The 20478-nt window shown below is 70.1% G+C and carries 16 protein-coding genes, 1 tRNA gene and 1 pseudogene; 8 read left to right on the top strand and 10 right to left on the bottom strand.

The annotated features are described in order from the left end of the window. Nucleotides 1-358: 358 nt before the first annotated feature. Nucleotides 359-562: a cold-shock protein gene (locus HJ588_RS05205; RefSeq protein WP_171152712.1), complete on the top strand. Its 204-nt coding sequence runs from the start codon at nucleotides 359-361 to the stop codon at nucleotides 560-562. A gap of 129 nt (nucleotides 563-691) precedes the next feature. Here HJ588_RS05205 and HJ588_RS05210 read toward each other — a convergent pair whose 3' ends face one another. Further along, on the bottom strand, nucleotides 692-2602 hold the full coding sequence (locus HJ588_RS05210) for a penicillin-binding transpeptidase domain-containing protein (RefSeq protein ID WP_171152714.1): 1911 nt from the start codon (nucleotides 2600-2602) through the stop codon (nucleotides 692-694). Between the two features lie 4 nt (nucleotides 2603-2606). Beyond that, the gene (locus HJ588_RS05215; protein ID WP_171152716.1) at nucleotides 2607-4187 is read right to left on the bottom strand and encodes an LCP family glycopolymer transferase; all 1581 of its coding nucleotides are present in this window, start codon (nucleotides 4185-4187) and stop codon (nucleotides 2607-2609) included. 321 nt (nucleotides 4188-4508) lie between these two features. On the opposite strand from HJ588_RS05215, the gene HJ588_RS05220 reads away from it, so the two are divergent. Beyond that, nucleotides 4509-4600: transfer RNA gene (locus tag HJ588_RS05220), tRNA-Ser, on the top strand. 44 nt (nucleotides 4601-4644) lie between these two features. Here HJ588_RS05220 and HJ588_RS05225 read toward each other — a convergent pair. The 3 genes from HJ588_RS05225 to HJ588_RS05235 form a co-directional block, all read right to left on the bottom strand. Beyond that, on the bottom strand, nucleotides 4645-6177 hold the full coding sequence (locus HJ588_RS05225; protein ID WP_171152718.1) for a sensor histidine kinase: 1533 nt from the start codon (nucleotides 6175-6177) through the stop codon (nucleotides 4645-4647). Between the two features lie 17 nt (nucleotides 6178-6194). Continuing rightward, nucleotides 6195-6920, bottom strand: coding sequence for a response regulator transcription factor (locus HJ588_RS05230; protein ID WP_281358809.1), 726 nt, complete (start codon nucleotides 6918-6920; stop codon nucleotides 6195-6197). Between the two features lie 121 nt (nucleotides 6921-7041). Next, a complete protein-coding gene (locus HJ588_RS05235) occupies nucleotides 7042-8580 on the bottom strand; it encodes a PQQ-dependent sugar dehydrogenase (RefSeq protein ID WP_171152720.1) in 1539 nt (512 codons plus the stop codon). Nucleotides 8581-8783: 203 nt separating this feature from the next. On the opposite strand from HJ588_RS05235, the gene HJ588_RS05240 reads away from it, so the two are divergent. Continuing rightward, nucleotides 8784-9941, top strand: a complete 1158-nt coding sequence (locus HJ588_RS05240; protein ID WP_171152725.1) for a PQQ-dependent sugar dehydrogenase — start codon at nucleotides 8784-8786, stop codon at nucleotides 9939-9941. A 25-nt stretch (nucleotides 9942-9966) separates the two neighbouring features. Here HJ588_RS05240 and HJ588_RS05245 read toward each other — a convergent pair whose 3' ends face one another. Next, nucleotides 9967-11694: a glycerol-3-phosphate dehydrogenase/oxidase gene (locus tag HJ588_RS05245; RefSeq protein ID WP_171152728.1), complete on the bottom strand. Its 1728-nt coding sequence runs from the start codon at nucleotides 11692-11694 to the stop codon at nucleotides 9967-9969. Nucleotides 11695-11886: 192 nt separating this feature from the next. Between HJ588_RS05245 and HJ588_RS05250 the strand changes: the two genes are divergently transcribed. Together HJ588_RS05250 and glpK are read left to right on the top strand one after the other, a co-directional pair. Further along, complete coding sequence (locus HJ588_RS05250; RefSeq protein ID WP_171152730.1) at nucleotides 11887-12624, top strand: MIP/aquaporin family protein; 738 nt, start codon at nucleotides 11887-11889, stop codon at nucleotides 12622-12624. Nucleotides 12625-12674: 50 nt separating this feature from the next. Further along, on the top strand, nucleotides 12675-14183 hold the full coding sequence (gene glpK, locus HJ588_RS05255; RefSeq protein WP_171152732.1) for a glycerol kinase GlpK: 1509 nt from the start codon (nucleotides 12675-12677) through the stop codon (nucleotides 14181-14183). Here glpK and HJ588_RS05260 read toward each other — a convergent pair whose 3' ends face one another. From HJ588_RS05260 to HJ588_RS05275, 4 genes are all read right to left on the bottom strand, one after another. Next, complete coding sequence (locus HJ588_RS05260; RefSeq protein WP_171152735.1) at nucleotides 14184-15059, bottom strand: hypothetical protein; 876 nt, start codon at nucleotides 15057-15059, stop codon at nucleotides 14184-14186. It lies immediately after the preceding gene. Next, the gene (locus tag HJ588_RS05265; RefSeq protein WP_246241762.1) at nucleotides 15056-15661 is read right to left on the bottom strand and encodes an RNA polymerase sigma factor; all 606 of its coding nucleotides are present in this window, start codon (nucleotides 15659-15661) and stop codon (nucleotides 15056-15058) included. The genes HJ588_RS05260 and HJ588_RS05265 overlap by 4 nt, the downstream gene beginning before the upstream one ends. A 182-nt stretch (nucleotides 15662-15843) precedes the next feature. Then, complete coding sequence (locus HJ588_RS05270; RefSeq protein ID WP_343036601.1) at nucleotides 15844-16473, bottom strand: nucleoside/nucleotide kinase family protein; 630 nt, start codon at nucleotides 16471-16473, stop codon at nucleotides 15844-15846. Then, entirely contained in the window at nucleotides 16470-17510 is a 1041-nt protein-coding gene (locus tag HJ588_RS05275) for a LacI family DNA-binding transcriptional regulator (RefSeq protein WP_212755302.1), read from the bottom strand. The genes HJ588_RS05270 and HJ588_RS05275 overlap by 4 nt, the downstream gene beginning before the upstream one ends. Nucleotides 17511-17642: 132 nt before the next feature. On the opposite strand from HJ588_RS05275, the gene HJ588_RS05280 reads away from it, so the two are divergent. The 3 genes and pseudogenes from HJ588_RS05280 (at nucleotide 17643) to HJ588_RS05290 (ending at nucleotide 20449) form a co-directional block, all read left to right on the top strand. Next, nucleotides 17643-18677, top strand: a complete 1035-nt coding sequence (locus tag HJ588_RS05280; protein WP_171152737.1) for a substrate-binding domain-containing protein — start codon at nucleotides 17643-17645, stop codon at nucleotides 18675-18677. A 2-nt stretch (nucleotides 18678-18679) separates the two neighbouring features. Then, nucleotides 18680-19679 (top strand): annotated as a pseudogene (locus HJ588_RS19930) (ABC transporter permease). Then, nucleotides 19676-20449, top strand: coding sequence for an ATP-binding cassette domain-containing protein (locus HJ588_RS05290; RefSeq protein ID WP_171152739.1), 774 nt, complete (start codon nucleotides 19676-19678; stop codon nucleotides 20447-20449). The pseudogene HJ588_RS19930 and the gene HJ588_RS05290 overlap by 4 nt, the downstream one beginning before the upstream one ends. Nucleotides 20450-20478 lie beyond the last annotated feature (29 nt).

Below are 20478 nucleotides of genomic sequence, written 5' to 3' on the forward strand. Positions count from 1 at the left end.
AAACGGGCCGGTGCACCGGCCCCCGAGTCAACCCTCAAGCCAGCGCTGTAGGTCGCTGCTCGCCGTCGCTTCTGCCTTATCTCTCAATCAGTTTCGGCCGTCGGCGGCTCCTCGGCAGATCGCCCCCAGTTCGGCCTCGCGATCCGCCAACTCCTTGTCACCTCGCGTTCACACCGAGCGTGCTACGGTCGTGGTTCGAATGCAGTTGCAGTTCCTCGTTGGACTCCGGCGCCCGCACCGACGGGCGCCACAGTTTGTGAGCGGTTGTTCACCCATTGGGGGGATGCCTCAGCTTTCGACGGCCGCGTAAAGTTCGCGACCGGCAGCCATGAAACAAACAGATTGAGAGTTACCCCCAATGGCACAGGGAACCGTCAAGTGGTTCAACGCTGAGAAGGGCTTCGGCTTCATTGCCCAGGACGGCGGCGGCCCCGACGTCTTCGTTCACTTCTCCGCCATCCAGACTCAGGGCTACCGCAGCCTTGAGGAGGCGCAGCGCGTCGAGTTCGAGATCACCCAGGGCGACAAGGGCCCGCAGGCCACCAACGTGGTCCCGGTCTGAACGTCCTAGACATCAGACTTCTCATGGTCGGGTCCTGATCCGACCAGCAGAGCGCCCCGGCACCGTCTCGGTGCCGGGGCGTTTTGTCGTCCGTATGCCGCGGGTCGCCGGAGGCGAGGACCCGTGCGCTCAGCTCGCGGCGAGCTTGGAGAGGAAGTCCTTGGCGACCGGGGCGGCGACGGTGCCGCCGCTCTTGCCGGTCGGCACGTCTTCGACCAGCACGCAGAAGGCGACGTTGCCCTGCCAGCCCGCCAGCCACGCGTGCGCGCCGCTCCTGCCGCCCTCGGAAAACTCCGAGGTGCCGGTCTTGGCGTAGACATCGCCGCCCGGGGTGCTCTTGAGATCGGTCGCCGTGCCGTTGGTGACGGTCAGTCGCATCATCGACCGCAGCCCGCCGATCGCCTTGGCGTCCAACGGTTTCGGGGCTCGGGACCCCTCCTGCGCGGGATCGGTGACCAGCACCGGCGGGATCATCGACCCGCGCGCGACCGAACCGGCCATCACCGCGACCGACAGCGGCGACGCCAGCACCCGACCTTGCCCGAAGACCGAAACCGCTTTGTCGGTAGGGCTGTTCGCCGCCGGGACGCTGCCGGCATACGCGCCGTCGAAGCCGACCTGCTTGCTCCAGTCGACCCCGAGGCCCAGTGCACCGGCCGCCTTCTGCAGGTCGGTGTCGCCGAAACCCTTGGTGGCGTTGACGAATGCCGTGTTGCACGACTTGGCGAAGTCTTCGCTGAATTTCGGTGATCCGGCCGTCTCACCCTCGAAGTTGCCGATCCGATAGCCGTCGACGACGACGTTCTTCGGGCACGGCACGACCGTGTTGGGGTCAAATCCCTTCTCCAGCAACGCATAGGCGCTCGCAATCTTCATCGTCGAGCCCGGCGCGTAGTGCCCACTCATCGCCCTCTCGATCCCGTATGACGGGGAGTTGGCGACCGCGAGCACGTTCCCGCTCTTCACGTCCAACGCCACGATCGCGGCCGGTTTGCCGTTCTGCCCGGCAAGGGCCTTCTCGGCGGCGGTCTGCACGCGCGGGTCGAGGGTGGTGGTGACGTTGCGCCCGCTCTTGGCGGCCGTGCCGTAGAGCACCTGGCTGGTGTCGGAGTGCGGGGTGATGGTGAATCCCGGTGTGGCGCCGAGGGTCTGGTCATACTGCGCCTGCATGCCGGCCAGGCCGACGATCTGACCGGAGCGGTATTGGCCCGGGTTCTTCTTCAGCATGTCGGCGGTCACCGGACCGACCGAGCCGAGCATCGGCTGGCCCCAGGTGCGCGTCGGGGCGAGTGGTTGCTGCCGTTGCCCGACGATCACCCCGTCGAGTCGTTCGACGTCGTTCTGCACCACGACGTAGTCGTCGCGGCGGTAGGTCAGGACCGGGATCGGCGCCTTCGACCCGGACTTCTTGGCGGCCTGCAGCTTGGTCACCAGCCCGGGGACGTTGGTGGTGTTCTGCAGTTGTGCGACCGAGGCGTCGGTTGCCTTCACCGGGTCGATCGAGATGTCGTAGACCGGCTGGTTGGTCATCACCTCGCTGCCGCCGGCGCCGGTGACCGCGCCGCGCGAGCCGGAGGAGGTGTTGACCGCGAACGAGTCGCCCGCCTGCAGCTTCGGGTGCCAGAGGGAGGTGCTGGAGCTGACCTGCACACCCCACACGTCGTTCTGCTTCACCAGCCGCACGGGGTCGTCCCAGGCGAACGTGCGGCCGCCGGCAAGCGACCACTGCACCCGCAGCGTCGCGGTCGCGTTGTCGCCGTCGCGGTTGAACCGGGTGACGTCGACCTTCACCGGCCCGTTGCCGAGCGCGCCGGTCGCGGTGGCGAAGTTGGCGGCCGCGGCCTGCGGGGAGGTGCCGACATACGTCGTTTTGTCGAGGGTGCGCGCCGACCAGTCCTGCGCGAACGCCGTCACGGCCGCGCGGGCCGCGTCGTCGGCCTTGCCGACTTCCTGGCCCTGCTGCCAGAACATGTAGCCGCCGACGCCGGCGGCGACGACCAGGGCGCCTCCGGTGACGCCGAGCACGGTGCGCGAACTCACGGCGTCAGCAGGTGTCTGCGGTGTCGCTGATCGGGTTGGCCGAGGTCGAGCTCGACGAGCCGCTCGAGCTCGGCGCGCTCGAACTGCTGCTCGGCGACGCCGACGGCGACGTGGACTTCTGCGGCGTCGGTGCCTTGGGGTTGTGCGGGGTGTCGATCGCCTTCTGCACGAGCGCGTGGATCCGGTCGAAGTTGGGGTTGGAGTTGCTCACCGGGTCGGAGATGTTGACCGATCGCATGTTGCCGTCCTTCATCCGGTTGGCGAGGGTGGCGAAGGCGGGCAGGTCGTCCTGGTTCATGTCGATGCGGATGTTCTTCTGGGCGACCGACATGATCGAGGTGAACTTCTGGACCATCTCGAACGGGTTGACCTGCGAGATCAGATTGTTGATCATGCAGCGCTGCCGGCGCATGCGCTGGTCGTCGCCGCTCGCCACCCGGCTGCGGGAATACCAGAGCGCCTGGTAGCCGTCGAGCTTCTGGTAGCCGGGCTTGATGGTGCCGGTGATCGATCCGGGGACCACGTTGCCGGCGCTGTCCAGCTTGCCGCCGATCGGGATGCCGTCGAAGCTGGAGTTGGGGTCGGGCTTGACGTTGACGTAGACCCCGCCCATGGCGTCGACGAGTTGCTGGAAGCCCTGCAGGTCGACCGTCGCGGTGTAGTCGATCTTCAGGCCGGTGACCCCGCTGACGGCGTCCCGCGTGGTGACCAGGCCGGGGTCCTCGCTGTCGGGCGGGAAGAGGTTCTTGTTGTCCTCGCCGGCCTGCCAGATGCCTTCCATCAGGCCGCACGCGGCGTCGGTCTGGCCGGGCAGGCAGGTGAAGCCGTTCGGGTACTTGCTGTGCAGCGGGTTGGACGCCGGCAGCGGGGCGTGCCCCATGTTGCGCGGCACGCTCACCAGCACGGTGTCGCCGGTCTTGGTGTCGACGCTCGCGACGATGAGCGAGTCGGGCCGCTGCTTGATGCGGTCGGCGCCGGCGTCGGACCCGAAGAGCAGGATGTTGACGCGGGGGATGTCCTTCCACGGGTTGCTGCCGCCGCCCGGGTTGGCCGCGTCCTTGTTCTTGCTGCCCTGGAAGACCGTGCCGAAGGTGCTCCTGGTGATCCACACGTCGCGGGTGGCGAGCGCGACGGGCGCCGCCACGACCAGGCACATGAGCGCGGCGAAGCCGCCGTGCAGCAACCGGGTCTGGCCCGGCCACCGGTCGCCGACGGTGGTCACCGCGGTGAGCACGATGCCGGTGAGCCACAGCAGTCCGCCGCCGATGCAGATCCCGAGCAGCAGCACCAGGCCCTTGGTGGTGAGCAATTGGGCGCTGCCGTGCACCAGGCCTCCGCTGAACAGGATGATGGCCAGGCTGATCAGCACGATCGCGAGGATCCCGAGGAAGAGCAGGCCGACGTTGCGGCGCCGCGTCCACAGCAGGCCGAGTCCGGGCAGCAGCACCGACAGCGCGGTCAGGCCGATGCCGCGGCGCACCTCGTGGGCCCGGAACTCCCGTGCGGCCTGTCGCGAGCTGGGCGGCTCGGCGGGGTTGTCGTCGTGGCGTTCGTCCCGCCCCGACATGGCGCGACGGCTGGCCACGACCGTCTCGTCCGGATCGATCGCAGGACGGCGTCGAGGTGTCCCCCCGTGCCGTGATGCTGGTGTGTGGGCATCGCCCGTCATACGCCTGCCTTCGCTGTTATCGATCCGTGACAATTATGACCGCCGGTCATTCTCACCCACCCGCCGGATCGTCGCCTGCTGAATCAGAAGACGTCACAGCCGATCGTTCGGTTGCTTCGGCCTGCCCTCGTTTTGGACGGAGCGCCACCCTTGGGTAGCCTTGCCACGCTTCACCATGGTGCCCGCCTGACAAGTGGATACAAAAATCCGCGTGTCTGTGAGCGAGCTGGGTGTGCTGGAGGCGTCGCCTAGTCTGGTCTATGGCGCCCGCCTGCTAAGCGGGTTTGGGGCTTAAAACCCCATCGAGGGTTCAAATCCCTCCGCCTCCGCACAACGCGCACGGCCCTCGACGATTCGTCGGGGGCCGCTTGCGTTATCGGGCGGCGCCCGGCTGCCGGTGCGGCAGCCAGATCGAGAAGACCGTGTCGCCCGGCACCGACTCGACCCGCACCCGGCCGTGGTGGGCGGTGACGACGGCGTGCACGATCGACAGGCCGAGGCCGGTCGAGCCCTCCGACCGGCTGCGGGCGGAGTCGCCGCGGGTGAAGCGCTCGAAGATGCGCGGCACGAGTGCGGCCGGTATGCCGGGGCCGTTGTCACGCACCTGCAGCAGCACGCCGTCACCGTCGGGCCGCAGCGACAGCACCACCCGGGTGCCTTCGGGGGTGTGCCGTCGCGCGTTGGCCAGCAGGTTGATGACGACCTGCCGGATGCGCGAGGCGTCGCCCTCGACCTCGACGGGATCCTCCGGCAGGTCCAGCGACCACAGGTGTCCCGGGCCGGCGGCCTGGGCGTCGCTCACGGTCTCGATCGCGATCAGGGACAGGTCGACCTGGTCGCGGTCGAGCGGCCGCCCGGAGTCGAGCCGGGCGAGCAGCAGCAGGTCCTCCACGAGTGCGGTCATCCGGTCCGACTCGGACTCGATGCGGCCGAGCGCGTGCGTGACGCCGGTCGGCACCGGCTCGGTCTCGCGGCGGGACAACTCCGCATAGCCGCGGATCGACGCGAGCGGCGTGCGCAGTTCGTGGGAGGCGTCCGCGACGAACTGCCGCACCCGTTGCTCGCTCTCGTGCCGTGCGGTCAAGGCGTGGTCGATGTGGTCGAGCATCCCGTTGAACGCCGCGCCGACCTGCCCCACCTCGGTGCCCTCGTCGGTGTCGCGGTCGGCGACCCGCTCGGTCATGACCACGGCCCCCGTCGACAGGGGCAGTCGCGACACCCTCGTCGCGGTCGCCGCGACGCGGCGCAGCGGCTCCAGGTTGCGCCGGATGATGTATGCCGCGGCCAGCCCCACCAGGATCACGCCCGCTCCACTGAGCAGCGCGACCGCGACCGCGGTCTTGGCGACCGTCGTGCGGTTGGGCCCGGTCGGCAGACCGATGATCGTGGTGACCGGTTTGGCGGCCACCCCGTTGTTCGCGGTCGCAACCGCGGCCTCGGATTGGACTGCGATCACTCGGTATTCGCCGAGTGAGCCGCCGAGGTCGATCGACGTCGGGTTGCGTCCGATCCCCGCGGCCTGCAGCAGCGCGACCTGGGTGTCGCTCAGGTGGTCGATGGTGCGGTAGCTGTAGACGGTGTTGTCGGACTCGACGGTGAAGTCGGTGGAGAATCCGGCGGGTTTGACGACCAGCCGGGCGACGGTGCCGGTCGACCGGTCGAGGGTCACCCGGATGGACTGCCCGGCGACCGGCGGCGGCCCGCCGATGGTGAGCCGGCCGCCCGGCCCGTCGAAGACCCGTGCCGACTGGTAGAGCTGGTTGTCCACCTGGCCGCGCAGCGTGCGGTTGAGCTGCCAGACGGTGAGCGCGCCGACCGCGAACGTCACCGCGAGGAATAGCAGGAGCATCCAGGCGACGAGCTTGGTGCGCAGCGTCCACCGCGAAGGATGCAGGGAAGCGCTCATCGAGGGGGCGGACTCGCTCAGCTCGTGGCCGGCTTGAGCACGTAGCCCGCGCCGCGCATGGTGTGGATCATCGGCTCGCGGCCGGCGTCGATCTTCTTGCGCAGGTAGGAGATGTAGAGCTCGACGACGTTGGCCTGGCCGCCGAAGTCGTAGTGCCACACGCGGTCGAGGATCTGTGCCTTGGACAGCACCCGCTTGGGGTTGCGCATCAGGTAGCGCAGAAGCTCGAATTCCGTTGCGGTCAAAGAGATCTCGGTGTCACCACGGAAGACTTCGTGGCTGTCCTCGTCGAGGCGCAGGTCACCGACGGTGAGCACCGACGACGACTCCTCGGTCATCGCTACCGAGCGCCGCAGCAGCGCCCGCACGCGTGCGACGACCTCCTCGAGGGAGAACGGCTTGGTGACGTAGTCGTCGCCGCCGGCGGTGAGGCCGGCGACCCGGTCCTCGACGGCGTCCCGTGCGGTGAGGAAGAGCACCGGCAGCGACGGGTCGTCGTCCCGCAGCCGGCGCAGCACCTCCAGCCCGTCGAAGTCGGGAAGCATCATGTCGAGCACGACGGCGTCCGGCCGGAATTCCTTCGCCGTGCGGACCGCGCCGGAGCCGGTGCCGGCGCTCTTGATCTCCCACCCCTCGTAGCGCAACGCCATCGAGAGGAGTTCGGTCAGGTTGCTCTCGTCGTCGACGACGAGGACGCGGACGGCGCTGCCGTCAGGTCGTTTCAGGCCGGATGCGGTGCTCATGGTGTCTCACTTTCGCGTCCGTCACTGTGCTGCACCGCAGCCGATTCTATGCGCACCCTGTGCGACGGCTGTATGACGGCGACGCGCCCGCCGGTGTCCTACCCGCCACCCAGCTCAGCTGTCACCGGCGCGCACCCGGCCACAGTTTGAACCGGCGGACCGCGCCCTGCTGGTAGTCCACGAAGTACATGCCACCGAACGGCCCGGCGGTGATGCTGCGCATGGTGTGGGCCGGGACCTGCGCGAGGAACCGCGGCGCGCCGCCGGGGGAGCGGGTCCAGACGCAACCGCGGGCGAAGTCACCGAAGAACAGGTCGCCGCGGTATCGGGCGGGCAGCCACCGCGAGTCCGGTGCGTAGGCGACCCCCATCGCCGAGCTGCCCTTGCCGGCCGGGCAGGGCTCGGCGGCGGTGAGCGGCTGCCCGTGCCACCACTGGATGGAGGGCCGCAGCAGCGTGCCGGCCTCGAGGGACAGGCCCGCGCACAACGGGCCGTCCTGGAAGCGCTCGCCGACCTCCCAGCACGGCCAGCCAGAATTGACCGCGGCCGGTCCGGCGAGGGGCTCCGCGACCTCGTAGACCGCTTCGACCTTGCGCTGTCCGATCGCGCTGATCGCGAGGACGCCGGTGCCGGGCTGGAAGGCCATCCGGAACGGGTTGCGGAAGCCGAGCCCGATGATGCGACGGCGGTTGGGGTCGTCCGACGCCTGCCACGGGTTGCCCTGCGCGCCCTCGCCGGTGGCCGGATCGATGCGGATGATCTTGCCGTTCAGCGACGGGTGGACGGTGGGGTCGCGCGCGTCGAGCGGCGCCATCCGGCTGGCGTACTTCGCCGGCACCTGCGCGGCGCAGGCGCGCCGCTGGGCGCTGTCGTCCCAGGTGAGTCCCTCCGGAGTGCCGTCGCCGGCCGACGCGTAGAGCGCGCCGTCGGGCCCGAACAGCAGGTCGCCGATGCCGTGGGTCCGGACCGCCTGGCACCAGCCGGAGTCGACGAGAGTCGTGCGGCCGGAGACGTACTTCACGAAGCGGCCGCCGGCGAAACGGGTGGCGACCGTCAGCCGCACGATCTTCGCGTCGGCGATGCACCGGCCGTCCGGCGGGCACTCCGCGGTGGTCCACCGGCCGCTGCCGTCGAGCCTCCCGTCGAGCCTGGTGTTGGACAGGTAGAACGCGTAGACGTAGGGCCGGAAGGGCCAGCCGGGGTCGAGCGCGACGCTGCTCAGGCCGTCGTCGCCGACGACCAGGGTGTCGGCGGACAGATCCCGCCCGTCCGGGTCGGTCAGCACGGTGCCGCTGCGCGCCCAGGTGCTGCCGAACCAGACGATCCGGCCGCCCTTCTCGGCGACCACCGCGTCGCCGAACGGCCCGAACCGCACCTGCGCGACGCCGTCCTTGTTGCGCGCACCGCGCAGACCGGGCGCCGCCACGCCGCGGCCGTCGACCAGTGGGGTGCGGCTGTCCCAGAGCGTGCTGGTCGACGCCTGCTTCGATACCTGCTTCGGCATCCGCTTGGGCGCCTGGGTGGGCGCGTGGCCGGCGCCGCGCTCGCCCGCCCTGGCCGGGGACGACGCGAGGCCGACGCCGGCGAGAAGGGCGAGGAGCAGCAGCCCGAGGAGGGCGCTGAGTGCGAAACGGTGAGAGCGGACTGCCCGCTGAGCCATCGGTGTCGGTCTTCCCCTGGTCGAGACGTGCTTGACGACTGACAAGCACAACCGGCGACCCTGCCAGACGGATGTCAAGGTGTGCAACTGCCGGACGGCGGCTCCGGATCGGCTGGACCCCGCGGGCGGATCGCGGTCCACCGGCAGGCCGTCTCCCGCCGACCTACGATGGGGCCGCACCGATGCCGTGGAGGGGAGGTCCGATGCCGCAGCCGTATGCCGCCGGTCCCGCCCGGCCCACCCGCCGGGCCGCACTGGTCGCAGGCGGGCTGGCGCTCGCCGGTCTCGGGGCGTGCAGCAGCGATCGGGCCGCGACGCCGCAGCCGGCCGGCTCGGGCGTGGCTGCGCCCACCGGCAGCGCGTCAGGCGGCGTTCCGAGCAGCGTTGCGGGCGACGTGCCGGGTGGTGCGGTCACCGATGTCGTCACCGGGCTGCGTGCGCCGTGGTCGGTCGTCTGGACCGGCGGCGCAGCGCTGCTCGGCCAGCGCGACGATGCACGCATCCTGCAGCTCGCCGACGGGCGCACCCGCGAGGTGCTGACCGTGCCCGGCGTCGCGCACGGCGGCGAGGGCGGGCTGCTCGGCCTGGCCGTTCAGGGCGCCTGGCTGACCGTCTACTACACCGGTGACGACCAGGCCAATCGCGTTGTGCGATATCGCATTTCACGCTCCGGGTCGCAGGTGCGACTGTCCGGCCGGCAGGTGGTGCTCGACGGACTGCCGGCGGCCGGCATACACAACGGCGGACGGATCGCGTTCGGCCCGGACCGGATGCTCTACGTGGCCGTGGGTGACACCAGCGATCAGCAGGCGGCGCAGGACCGGAGTAGCCCGGCCGGGAAGATCCTGCGCATGACGCCGGTCGGCGGCGTGCCGGGCGACAACCCGTTCGCGGGCAGTCGCGTGTGGTCGCTCGGCCACCGCAACGTGCAGGGCATGGCGTGGGCGCCCGACGGCACGATGTTCGCCGCGGAGTTCGGCGCGAACACCTGGGACGAGCTCAACATCATCCGGCGCGGCGCCAACTACGGGTGGCCGGTGCACGAGGGGCGGGCGGGCGACTCGAGGTATGTCGACCCGGTGCAGCAGTGGTCGACCTCGGAGGCGAGCCCGAGCGGCATCGCGATCACCGGCGGCACCATCTATGTGGCGTGCCTCGGCGGCCGCCGGTTGCGAGCGGTCCCGGTGTCGGCCCCCGGCACCGGCCGGGAGTATTTCGTGGGCCGCTACGGCCGGCTGCGCGACGTCGCGATCGCCCCGGACGGGGCGTTGTGGATCCTCACCAACAACACCGACGGCCGGGGCGCGCCCAACCCGGGCGACGACCGGATCCTGCGCGTCGCGCCGTCGGCGCTGCGGTGACGGGCGCCGGCGACTGGCCGGCGTGCTACTTGGTCGCGGTGACCTTCCGCAGGCCCTGGCGCATCTCCGGCGCGCGCAGCCGCGCCGCGTCGCTGTCGCTGTCGCTGTCGAGCTCCTGCGACGCGCGCTCCGCGGCGACCCGCTCGCGGTAGGTCTCGACCTCGCGCCGCTTGGTCTCCTCGTCCCAGCCGAGCACGCCGGCCATGATGTCGGCGGTCTCCTCGGCGGCGTCGACCCCGCGGTGCTTGGTCTCGATCGACATGCGGGTGCGGCGGGCGAGCACGTCGGTGAGGTGCAGCGCACCCTCGTGGGTGACGGCGTACTTCAGCTCGACGCGCAGGTAGTTCTCGGCGGACGTCACCGGCTCGAGCAGCGAGGCGTCGTCGGCCGCGAGAGCCAGCACCTCGTCCAGCTTCGAGCCGTAACGCCCGAGCAGGTGCTCGATGCGCCACTCGGGAAGGCCTGTCTCCGCTGACAATTCGTGCTTCAGGTTGACCATCGCGGCATAGCCGTCCGCGCCGACGAGCGGCACGTGCTCGGTCACCGACTCCTTGATGTCGCCGATGTCCTTGCCAGCGACATCGATCGCGTCCTGCGCCATGACCCGGTAGGTGGTGTACTTCCCGCCCGCGATCGACACCAGGCCCGGCTGTGGCCGCGCCACCGCGTGCTCGCGCGACAACTGGCTGGTGTCCTCGCTCTCACCGGCGAGCAACGGCCGCAGGCCCGCGTAGACACCGAGGATGTCGTCCTTGGTGATCGGGGTCGCCAGCACCGAATTCGCGTGCTCCAGAAGGTATTCGATGTCCTGGGCGGTGGCGGCCGGGTGCGCCAGGTCGTGGGTCCAGTCCGTGTCGGTGGTGCCGATGAGCCACTGCTGGCCCCACGGGATCACGAACAGCACGGACTTCTCGGTGCGCAGGATCAGGCCGACCTCGCCGGCGATGCGGTCGCGCGGCACCAGGATGTGCACGCCCTTGGACGCGCGCACCCGGAAACGGCCTCGGCCACCGCTCATCCGCTGCAGGTCGTCGGTCCACACGCCGGTGGCGTTGACCACGACTTTGGCTCGCACCGTTGCGGTTTCGCCGGTCTCGACGTCACGCACCACAGCGCCGACCACCCGGTCGGCCTCCTTGACCAGCTCCACGACCTCGGTGGAGTTACGCACCACGGCGCCGTAGTGCGCCGCCGTGCGTGCCACGGTCAGCGTATGGCGGGCGTCGTCGGCCTGCGCGTCGTAGTAGCGGACGGCGCCCACCAGTGCGTCGGACTTCAGGCCGGGGAAGAGCTTGAGCGCACCGCCGCGGGTCAGGTGCTTCTGCCGCGGCACGGAGCGGGCACCACCCATCTGGTCGTACATCGCCAAACCCGTTGCGACATAAGGACGTTCCCATCCTCTGTGGGAGAGCGGGTAGAGGAACGACACCGGGTGCACCAGGTGCGGGGCGATCGTGGTGAGCATCAGCTCACGCTCCTTGAGCGCCTCCGCGACCAGTCCGAAGTTCATCTGCTCGAGGTAGCGCAGGCCGCCGTGGAAGAGCTTGCTGCTGCGCGAGGAGGTGCCGCTGGCGAAGTCGCGGGCCTCGACCAGTGCGGTGCGCAGGCCACGGGTGGCAGCGTCGAGCGCAGCGCCGGCACCGGTCACCCCGCCGCCGATCACCAGGACGTCGAATTCGCGCTCCTGCAACTCTTCCCAGGACTGAGCGCGTTCCTTCGGCCCGAGTTGTGCGCTGAACGGCTGCATGACCATGACTGGACTCCCTCGAAATCCGCGTGACGACACTGTCAGCTTATGCGCGTTCGCCGACCCGGGTGGAGGCGGCCATGAGGTTGCCGACCGGCTGCGGACTCAATGCGAGATGGGCCACACTGAGCAGGTCATGGCGGACCCGGTGAGCGCCTCGCCGCCCGCCACAGTCCGAGAGCGAGAGGCTTGAAATCCATGACCCTGTGGGGCGTTTTCTTCAGCGAGGTGATCGGAACCGCGATTCTGATCGTCCTCGGTGTCGGCGTCGTCGCCAATGCCGTGTTCCCCAAGAACAACGGCTACGAGGGCGGCAACCTGATGATCAACTTCGGCTGGGGCATCGGCGTGCTCGCCGGCGTCTACGCCGCATACAAGTCGGGCGGACACCTCAATCCCGCTGTCACGCTTGGCATTTGGGCGTCCGGCGCGAAGGAGTTCGTGCCCGGCATCCAGGTCGACGCCACGTCGATCGCGGTCTACATCGTCGCGCAGTTCATCGGCGCGTTCATCGGTGCGGTCGTCGCCTGGGCGGCATACAAGAAGCAGTTCGACGAGCGCGGCGACGCGCCGAGCCTGGTCTTCTCGACCGGCCCGCTCATCCCGAGCGTCGCCTGGAACCTCGTCACCGAGATCATCGGCACCTTCATCCTGCTCTTCGGCGCCCTGAGCTTCGGCGCGTGGAACGGCGGCAAGGGCACCATCCTGGAAGCAATTCCGGTGGCATTGCTCGTGGTTGGGATCGGCGCCAGCCTCGGCGGCCCGACGGGATATGCGATCAATCCGGCACGTGACCTCGGCCCCCGCCTCGCGCACGCCATCCTGCCGATCCCGCACAAGGACTCCAACAACTGGGGCTATGCCTGGATCCCGGTCGTCGGCCCGATCATCGGCGGCATCCTCGGTGGCCTGGTCTTCCACTGGTACAGCAGCTGAGCGCCGTCAATCGTCATACGACAGAACAGAATTGAGCGAAGGAAGCAGATATGAGCAAGTACATCGCATCGATCGACCAGGGCACCACCAGCACCCGCTGCATCATCTTCGACCAGGACGGTGCGATCCAGGCCGTCTCCCAGATGGAGCACGAGCAGATCTTCCCCAAGGCCGGCTGGGTCGAGCACAACCCGCAGGAGATCTGGGACAACACCCGCAAGGTGTGCGCCGAGGCGTTGGCCCAGCTGGACCTGTCGGCGTCGGACATCGCGGCGGTCGGCATCACCAACCAGCGTGAGACCACGGTGGTCTGGGACAAGAACACCGGGAAGGCCGTCTACAACGCCATCGTCTGGCAGGACACCCGCACCGACAAGATCTGCCAGCAGCTCGCCGGCAGCGAGGGCCCGGACCGCTTCAAGGCCAAGACCGGCCTGCCGCTCGCGACCTACTTCGCCGGGCCGAAGGCCCGCTGGGTGCTCGACAACGTCGACGGCGCCAAGGAGAAGGCGGAGGCGGGCGACCTGCTCTTCGGCACCATGGACACCTGGGTGCTGTGGAACATGACCGGCGGCACCAACGGCGGCGTGCACGCCACGGACGTCACCAACGCCTCACGCACGCTGATGATGGACCTGGACACCCTCGACTGGGACGACGACATCGTCGCCGAGATGGGCCTGCCGAAGTCGATGCTGCCCACGATCGTGTCCTCCTCCGAGGTCTACGGCAAGGTGCGCGAGCGCGGTGTCCTCGCCGGCGTCGACATCGCCGGCATCCTCGGCGACCAGCAGGCGGCGACCTTCGGGCAGGTCTGCTTCGAGCCGGGGATGGCCAAGAACACCTACGGCACCGGCAACTTCGTGCTGCTCAACACCGGTGAGGAGAAGGTGCTCTCCAAGAACGGTCTGCTGACCACGGTCTGCTACCGCATCGGGGACGCGAAGCCGGTCTACGCGCTGGAAGGGTCGATCGCGGTCACCGGGTCGCTCGTGCAGTGGTTGCGCGACAACCTGCAGCTCATCAAGGCGGCACCGGAGGTCGAGGACCTCGCCAAGTCCGTGGAGGACAACGGTGACGTCTACATCGTGCCGGCGTTCTCCGGCCTGTTCGCTCCGCACTGGCGCAGCGACGCCCGCGGCGCCGTCGTCGGGCTGACGCGGTTCGCGGGCAAGGGGCACATCGCCCGGGCGGCGCTCGAGGCGGTCGCCTTCCAGAGCAAGGAGGTCGTCGACGCGATGAACGCCGACTCGGGGGTGGACCTCACCGAGCTCAAGGTGGACGGCGGCATGGTCGGCAACGACACGCTGATGCAGTTCCAGGCCGACCTGCTCGACGTGCCGGTGATCCGGCCGAAGATCACCGAGACGACGGCGCTCGGCGCGGCATACGCGGCGGGCCTGGCGGTGGGCTTCTGGAAGGACGAGGCGGAGCTGACCAAGCAGTGGGCCGAGGACAAGCGGTGGGAGCCGCAGATGAGCGACGAGGACCGCACGCGGCTGATGGCCAAGTGGAGCAAGGCCGTGCAGCGCACCCTCGACTGGGTCGACGATGAGTAGTCAGCCGCCGTAGCCGGCGAACACCAGGTCGCCCGAGAGCGACACGGTGTAGGGCGTGCCCGGGAACGTCCAGCCGGCGCCCGACTGCACCCAGCCCTGCCCGGGCAGGGTCTGCGCCCAGTAGTCGGCGACTGAGCCCGCCGACGCGAGGACGCGGTAGCGCGGCCCGGCATTGGCGACCAGCTGCCACTCGGCGCCGTCGGGCATCGGGATGTTGTAGGTGGCGCCGCTGCCGTCGGGCAGGGTCGCGAACAGCGGGATCGGGCCGTAATAGGTGTCGGTGGTGGTCAGGCCGGCGGCCTGCGGCAGGCCGCTCGACATCAGCGGTGGCGCGGAGGTGCGCGGCGCCCGCTGAATCGACAGGTTGGGGCTGGGCGCGGCGGCCGACGGGTTGACCGTCTCCGCCGCGCTCGACGGCTGCTCGCTCGACGGCGCCGCGGACGGTGCGGTGCTCTGCGCGGTCTGCGACGGTTGCGGCGCCGTGGTGCGGGTCGCCTGGCCGGTCGGCCGCTGCGGACCGACCGGCAGCGGATTGCTCGTGGCCGTGGCCGGCGGGGCAGACGTCGGTGAGCCGGATGGAGCGGACGGGCTCGTCGTGCCCGTGCTCTGGGTGACGGTGCGGGCCGCATCGACCACCCGGCCGTTGTCGCCGGGGTGGAAGGTGATCGCCAGGACCCCGGCCGCGGCGGCCGCCGCGGCGAGCAGTCCGGCACCGGCCAGCACCCCACGGCGCGGGCCGCGGCGCAGCGGCGTCACGCGCAGGTGCTGCTCGAACTCCAGCTCACGGTCGCGGTCGAGGGAGTCGGGGGTGATCTGCGACGCCTTCGCCTCGAACGCGTCGCGCAGGCGGCGTTCCAGGTCGTCGTGGGGACTCATCGGTCGCCTCCCTGCATGATCGTGGTGAGGGCCGCCATGGCCCGGCTTGCCTGCGATTTCACGGTTCCCTTGCTGATGCCGAGCGCGGTCGCGATCTCGGCCTCGGACATGTCCGACCAGTAGCGCAGCACCAGCACCTCACGCTGCCGCTGCGGCAACCGGTTGACCGCCCGCAACACCTCCTGGTGCTCCTCGGCCAGCAACACGTCGCTGTCGGCGGCCGGTGCGATGTCCGGCTCGGCGACCTTGAGATGCTCCCGGACCGTCCGCCGCCGGCGCAGCATCGAGCGCGCCTGGTTGACCACGGCCTGCCGCAGGTAGCCGACCGCGGCGCCGGAGTCGCGCAGCGAGGCCTGGTTGCGGTGCATCCCGAGGAAGGCTTCCTGGACGACGTCCTCCGCGCTTGCGATGTCGTCGACGAGCAGGCGGGCGAGGCGCACCATCTGCAGGTGATGCGTGCGGTAGAGATCGGCGAGGTCGACCGGCGCGTCTGCGCTCATCGCCCGGTAGGTCCGGATGCGCGCGCGGTCACCGAATCGCTCCTCCCAAGTGGCACGCCCTTCGGCATACGTCGTGGCGAAGGGATCGCTCAGTGTCGTCATCGCTGCGGCCCTCCCCGACGATAGCCAGTGCTCGTCGCGACCGCCCACACGGGCACAGCGCGGCGCCGGGCCGCGGCGGCCGCGAGCGAAGGTGCGGAGGTGGTCACCTAGGGAAGACGCGTGACCGGCTCACAGGTTGCATCCGGATGCGGATCAGGGCGCGGCCCAGCGGTGCGGCCGCCTCAGTCGGTGCGGATGACCGCGTCCGCGCGAGCCCGGGAGGCCCGCACGAGCGCGGCGTTGCGTTCGTCGGTGCCGAGCGCGCGTTCGCTCGCCTCGTCGGGCGAGCGGCCGTAGTGCTCGTGCCGGGCGATCAGCCGCTCTCTGCGCAGTACGTCGGGGGTTTCGACATACCAGGCGAGGTCGAGCAGGGGCCGGATCCGGTCCCACGGCGACCGGTCGAGCAGCAGGTAGTTGCCCTCGGTGAGCACCACCCGGACGCTCGGGTCGACCTCGATCGCCCCGGCGATCGGCTGCTCGAGCGCCCGGTCGAACTCCGGCGCCCAGACCGTGCCGGCCTCGTCCCGCAGCCGCCGCAGCAGCGCGACGTAACCGGCCGGGTCGAAGGTGTGCGGCGCACCCTTGACCGGCGCGAGACCGCGCGCGTCGAGCACGGCCTGGGCCAGGTGGAAGCCGTCCATCGGCACCACGACCGTGCTGCAGCCGGCGGCGGCGAGGTCGGCTGCGAGGCGGGCGGCGAGGGTCGACTTGCCGGCGGCGGGAGGCCCGGCGAGACCGACGACGACGCGCGACCGGCCCGAGGCGAGCGCGAGCACCTGGCCGACGGCGTCGCGGACCGACAGGGTCGTCACGGCACTCCCGCCGTGCGCGGCCGGGGCGCCACGCAGCCGCAGCTGTGGCGATGCGCGATCTCGGTGGGCAGCCGCACCACGCGTCTCGGGGCGAGCGGGTCCTGGAGCCGGCGCAGCAGCAGTTGCACCGCCTGCGCGCCCATCGCGTGGAACGGCTGGGCGACGGCGGTCAGCGCGGGAGTCATCGCTGCCGCCCATTCGAAGTCGTCGAACGCAACCACCGCGAGGTCGTCCGGGATGCGCAGGCCGAGCTCACCCAGCGCCTGCAGGGCGCCGATGGTCATCGCGTTGTTGGCGCTGAAAAGCGCTGTGGGAGCTGCGTTTCCGCGCATCAGCTGCAGAGTCGCGGCCCGCGCGGACGTCGCACGTGACTCGCCGCACGCGATCAGTGCCGGGTCGATCGGTATGCCGGCGTCGGAGAGCGCCCGCTGGTAGCCGCGGACCCGCTCGATCGACGTGGACAGACCCGGCAGCCCGCTGAGCATCCCGATCCGGCGGTGGCCGAGGTCGATGAGATGTTCGACGAGGGTGGCGCTCACCGACTCGCTCTCGGCGCTGACCTGGTCGCAGCGCGCGCTGCTCAGCCGATCGACCAGCACGAAGGGTCGCTCGCTCTTGCGCAACATCGGCAGCGCCTGCGCCTCCCACTCCGGAGTCGGCGCGATCACCACCGCCTCGGCGTTGTGGGTGATCAACCCGCGCACCGCCTCCGCCTCGCGGCGCGGGTCGTCGTGCGAGTCGCAGAGGAACAACCCGAACCCCGCACGGGTCGCCTCGCCCTCGACACCCTGGATGAGTTCGCCGTTGTAGGGGTTGGAGGCGCCGGTGATCACCAGCCCGATGGTGCGCCGCCCCGCCGCGGTCTGCGGGTGCGGGGTGATCGCGTAGTCGAGCGCGGCGACCGCCTGCAGCACGGCGTCGCGGGTGTCGGGGGCGACGTGGCGGGTGCCGTTGATCACGTGCGACACCGTGCTGGTCGACACGCCCGCGCGGGCGGCGACCTCGTGCATGCGCACCCGGCGTCGAGGAGCGGCCATGGCAGGTCACTGTCCTTCCTGCCGGCGCGTTTCGCAACTTGTTGCGCAACGTATGACGCTCGCCCGGTGGCCCTCCCTACGTTGTGGCGCACTTCACAGCACGGCCACCCCGCATCACCGAAGGACGCACCCATGAACACTCGATCGATCATTCGTCGCCGGAGCGCGCTCGCGGTCGGCGCCACGGTCCTCTTCGCGGTCGCCGCGACCGGTTGCAGCAAGACCCAGACGAGCGGGCCCGGCGCCTCCAGCGGCGGCGCCGGCGGCAAGGTCAAGATCGGCCTGGTCACCAAGACCGAGTCGAACCCCTACTTCGTGAAGCTGCGCGACTCGGCCAAGGCGCAGGCCGGCAAGCAGGGCGCCGAGCTCGTCGCCCTCGCGGGCAAGTTCGACGGCGACAACGAGGGCCAGATCAACGCGATCCAGAACCTCGTGCAGCAGGGCGTCAAGGGCATCCTCATCACGCCGAGCAACGCCACCGGGATTCTCGACGCGATCCGCCAGGCGCAGGCCAAGGGCGTGGTGGTGATCGCGCTCGACACCGAGACCGACCCGGCCGACGCGGTCGCTGCGACATACGCCACGGACAACACGGCCGCCGGCAAGATCCTCGGCCAGTACGTCAAGGCGCGGATGGGATCGACGACCCCGCAGCTGGTGACGATGGACCTCGACCCGAGCTCGAGCGTCGGGCAGCAGCGGCACAACGGCTTCCTCGCCGGAATGGGCCTGGCGAAGAACTCACCGGACGTCATCGGGTCCGCGCTCACCCAGGGCGACCAGACCAAGTCGCAGCAGGCGATGGAGAACCTCCTGCAGCGGGTCGCCGGCAAGGTCAACGTGGTCTACAACATCAACGAACCGGCCGCCCGCGGCTCCTACCAGGCGCTGCAGGCCAAGGGCCTGGCCGGGAAGGTCACCGTCGCCGCGATCGACGGATCGTGCAGCGGCGTCGCGGACGTCAAGAGCGGGCACTTCGCGGCGACCGTGATGCAGTTCCCCAAGAAGATGGCCGAGGACGGCGTCGACGCGGTCATCGCCTACGCCAAGACCGGCAAGAAGCCGTCCGGCTTCGTCGACACCGGCTCGCAACTGATCACAGACAAGCCGATGGCCGGCATACCGTCCAAGGACTCCGCGTGGGGCGCGGCCAACTGCTGGGGCTGACGATGGCGACCGCGAACCCCGACACCTTCCCCGAGCTGAGCCGCGGGGCGCAGCTGCGCAATCTCTTCGCCCGCAACCCGGTCCTCGGCCCGCTGGCGGCCCTCGTGCTGTTGGTGATCTTCTTCTCGCTGTCGACCAGCACGTTCGCCGACATCGACAACTTCTCGGTGATCCTTCAGCAGATCGTGGTCGTCGGCACGCTCGCCCTCGGGCAGACGCTCATCATCCTGACCGCCGGCATCGACCTGGCCAACGGCGCGATCCTCGTGCTCGGCACCTTGGTGATGGCCAAGGTCGCGACCGGCGACCTGCCGGCCGGTCCGGCGCTCGTGCTCGGCATCATCGTGTGCACGCTGGTCGCCGGCATCTCCGGTGCGCTGGTGACGCTCGTGCGGCTGCCGCCGTTCATCGTCACGCTCGGCATGCTGGCCGTGGTCACCGCGATCGCCAACCTCTACAGCGGCGGCACCACGATCCCGGCACCGCCCGGGCTGCTGCAGGCGCTCGGCACCACCTACTTCCTCTTCGGCAGGTGGGCGTTCACGCTCGGTATGGTCGTCGCGGCGGTGTTGTATGCCGTGGTCTGGTTCCTGCTCGCCAAGACCGCCTGGCCGGCACGTGTACGCCGTGGGGGACGACCGCGAGGCGGCGCACCTCACCGGCATACGGATCAGCCGCACGCTGATCAGCGTCTACGCGCTCGCCGGTCTGCTCTACGGGATCGGTGCGTGGCTGGCGATCGGGCGGGCACCGACGGCCGACCCGAACGCCTATCAGACCGGCAACCTGGACAGCATCACCGCCGTGGTGATCGGCGGGACCAGCCTGTTCGGCGGGCGCGGCGGGGTGCTCGGCACGGTGATCGGGGCGTTGATCGTGGCGGTGCTGCGCAGCGGCCTGACCCAGATGGGCATCGACTCCAATTATCAGAACCTCGCGACCGGCGTGCTGGTGATCGCCGCGGTCGCATTCGACCAGGCGACACGGCGGGTGAAGGCATGAACGAGACGCAGACCCCGGTCTTCGCGGCCAAGGGGCTGGTGAAGCGCTACGGGCGGGTCACCGCGATGAACGGCGCCGACTTCGAGCTGCTGCCCGGTGAGGTGCTGGCGGTCGTCGGCGACAACGGCGCGGGCAAGTCCACGATGATCAAGGCGTTGACCGGGGCGGTGATCCCGGACGCCGGGCAGATCCTGCTCGACGGCAACCCGGTGTCGTTCCACTCGCCGCAGGACGCGCGCGACCTCGGGATCGAGACGGTCTACCAGCAGCTCGCGGTCTCGCCCGCGATGGACATCGCCGGCAACCTCTTCCTCGGGCGGGAGCTGCGGCGCGGTGGTCTGCTCGGTGCGCTGCGCATGCTCGACCGCGGGGCGATGCGGCGGGAGGCGCGCGAGCAGCTCGACGCGCTCGGCATCGGCACCATTCAGGACATGACGCAGCCGGTGGAGTCCCTCTCGGGCGGGCAGCGTCAGGCGGTCGCGGTCGCGCGGGCGGCGATGTTCGGCAGCAAGGTCGTCTTCATGGACGAGCCGACGGCCGCGCTCGGTGTGCGCGAGACCGGCCATGTGATCGACCTGATCAAGCGGATCGCGGGGCGCGGGCTGCCGGTGGTCTTCATCAGCCACGACATGCCGGCGGTCTTCGAGGTGGCCGACCGCATCCACGTCCACCGGCTGGGGAAGCGGGCCGGCGTGGTGTCACCGCGTGATGTCACGATGAGCGACGTCGTGGCCTTCCTCACGGGAGCGCAGCAACTGCCGGCCGCGTGAGACCGGGGTGTTAGCCTTCCAGGTCGCCA

The organism is Flexivirga aerilata (genome assembly GCF_013002715.1).
GTDB classification, from domain to species: domain Bacteria; phylum Actinomycetota; class Actinomycetes; order Actinomycetales; family Dermatophilaceae; genus Flexivirga; species Flexivirga aerilata.

Excerpts from the sequence above, each read along its gene's own strand:
- HJ588_RS05205 (WP_171152712.1), top strand. The coding sequence starts at position 359 with ATGGCACAGGGAACCGTCAAGTGGTTCAACGCTGAGAAGGGCTTCGGC.
- HJ588_RS05225 (WP_171152718.1), bottom strand. The coding sequence starts at position 6,177 with ATGAGCGCTTCCCTGCATCCTTCGCGGTGGACGCTGCGCACCAAGCTC.
- HJ588_RS05230 (WP_281358809.1), bottom strand. The coding sequence starts at position 6,920 with ATGAGCACCGCATCCGGCCTGAAACGACCTGACGGCAGCGCCGTCCGC.
- HJ588_RS05235 (WP_171152720.1), bottom strand. The coding sequence starts at position 8,580 with ATGGCTCAGCGGGCAGTCCGCTCTCACCGTTTCGCACTCAGCGCCCTC.
- HJ588_RS05240 (WP_171152725.1), top strand. The coding sequence starts at position 8,784 with ATGCCGCAGCCGTATGCCGCCGGTCCCGCCCGGCCCACCCGCCGGGCC.
- HJ588_RS05245 (WP_171152728.1), bottom strand. The coding sequence starts at position 11,694 with ATGGTCATGCAGCCGTTCAGCGCACAACTCGGGCCGAAGGAACGCGCT.
- HJ588_RS05250 (WP_171152730.1), top strand. The coding sequence starts at position 11,887 with ATGACCCTGTGGGGCGTTTTCTTCAGCGAGGTGATCGGAACCGCGATT.
- glpK (WP_171152732.1), top strand. The coding sequence starts at position 12,675 with ATGAGCAAGTACATCGCATCGATCGACCAGGGCACCACCAGCACCCGC.
- HJ588_RS05260 (WP_171152735.1), bottom strand. The coding sequence starts at position 15,059 with ATGAGTCCCCACGACGACCTGGAACGCCGCCTGCGCGACGCGTTCGAG.
- HJ588_RS05265 (WP_246241762.1), bottom strand. The coding sequence starts at position 15,661 with ATGACGACACTGAGCGATCCCTTCGCCACGACGTATGCCGAAGGGCGT.
- HJ588_RS05275 (WP_212755302.1), bottom strand. The coding sequence starts at position 17,510 with ATGGCCGCTCCTCGACGCCGGGTGCGCATGCACGAGGTCGCCGCCCGC.
- HJ588_RS05280 (WP_171152737.1), top strand. The coding sequence starts at position 17,643 with ATGAACACTCGATCGATCATTCGTCGCCGGAGCGCGCTCGCGGTCGGC.
- HJ588_RS05290 (WP_171152739.1), top strand. The coding sequence starts at position 19,676 with ATGAACGAGACGCAGACCCCGGTCTTCGCGGCCAAGGGGCTGGTGAAG.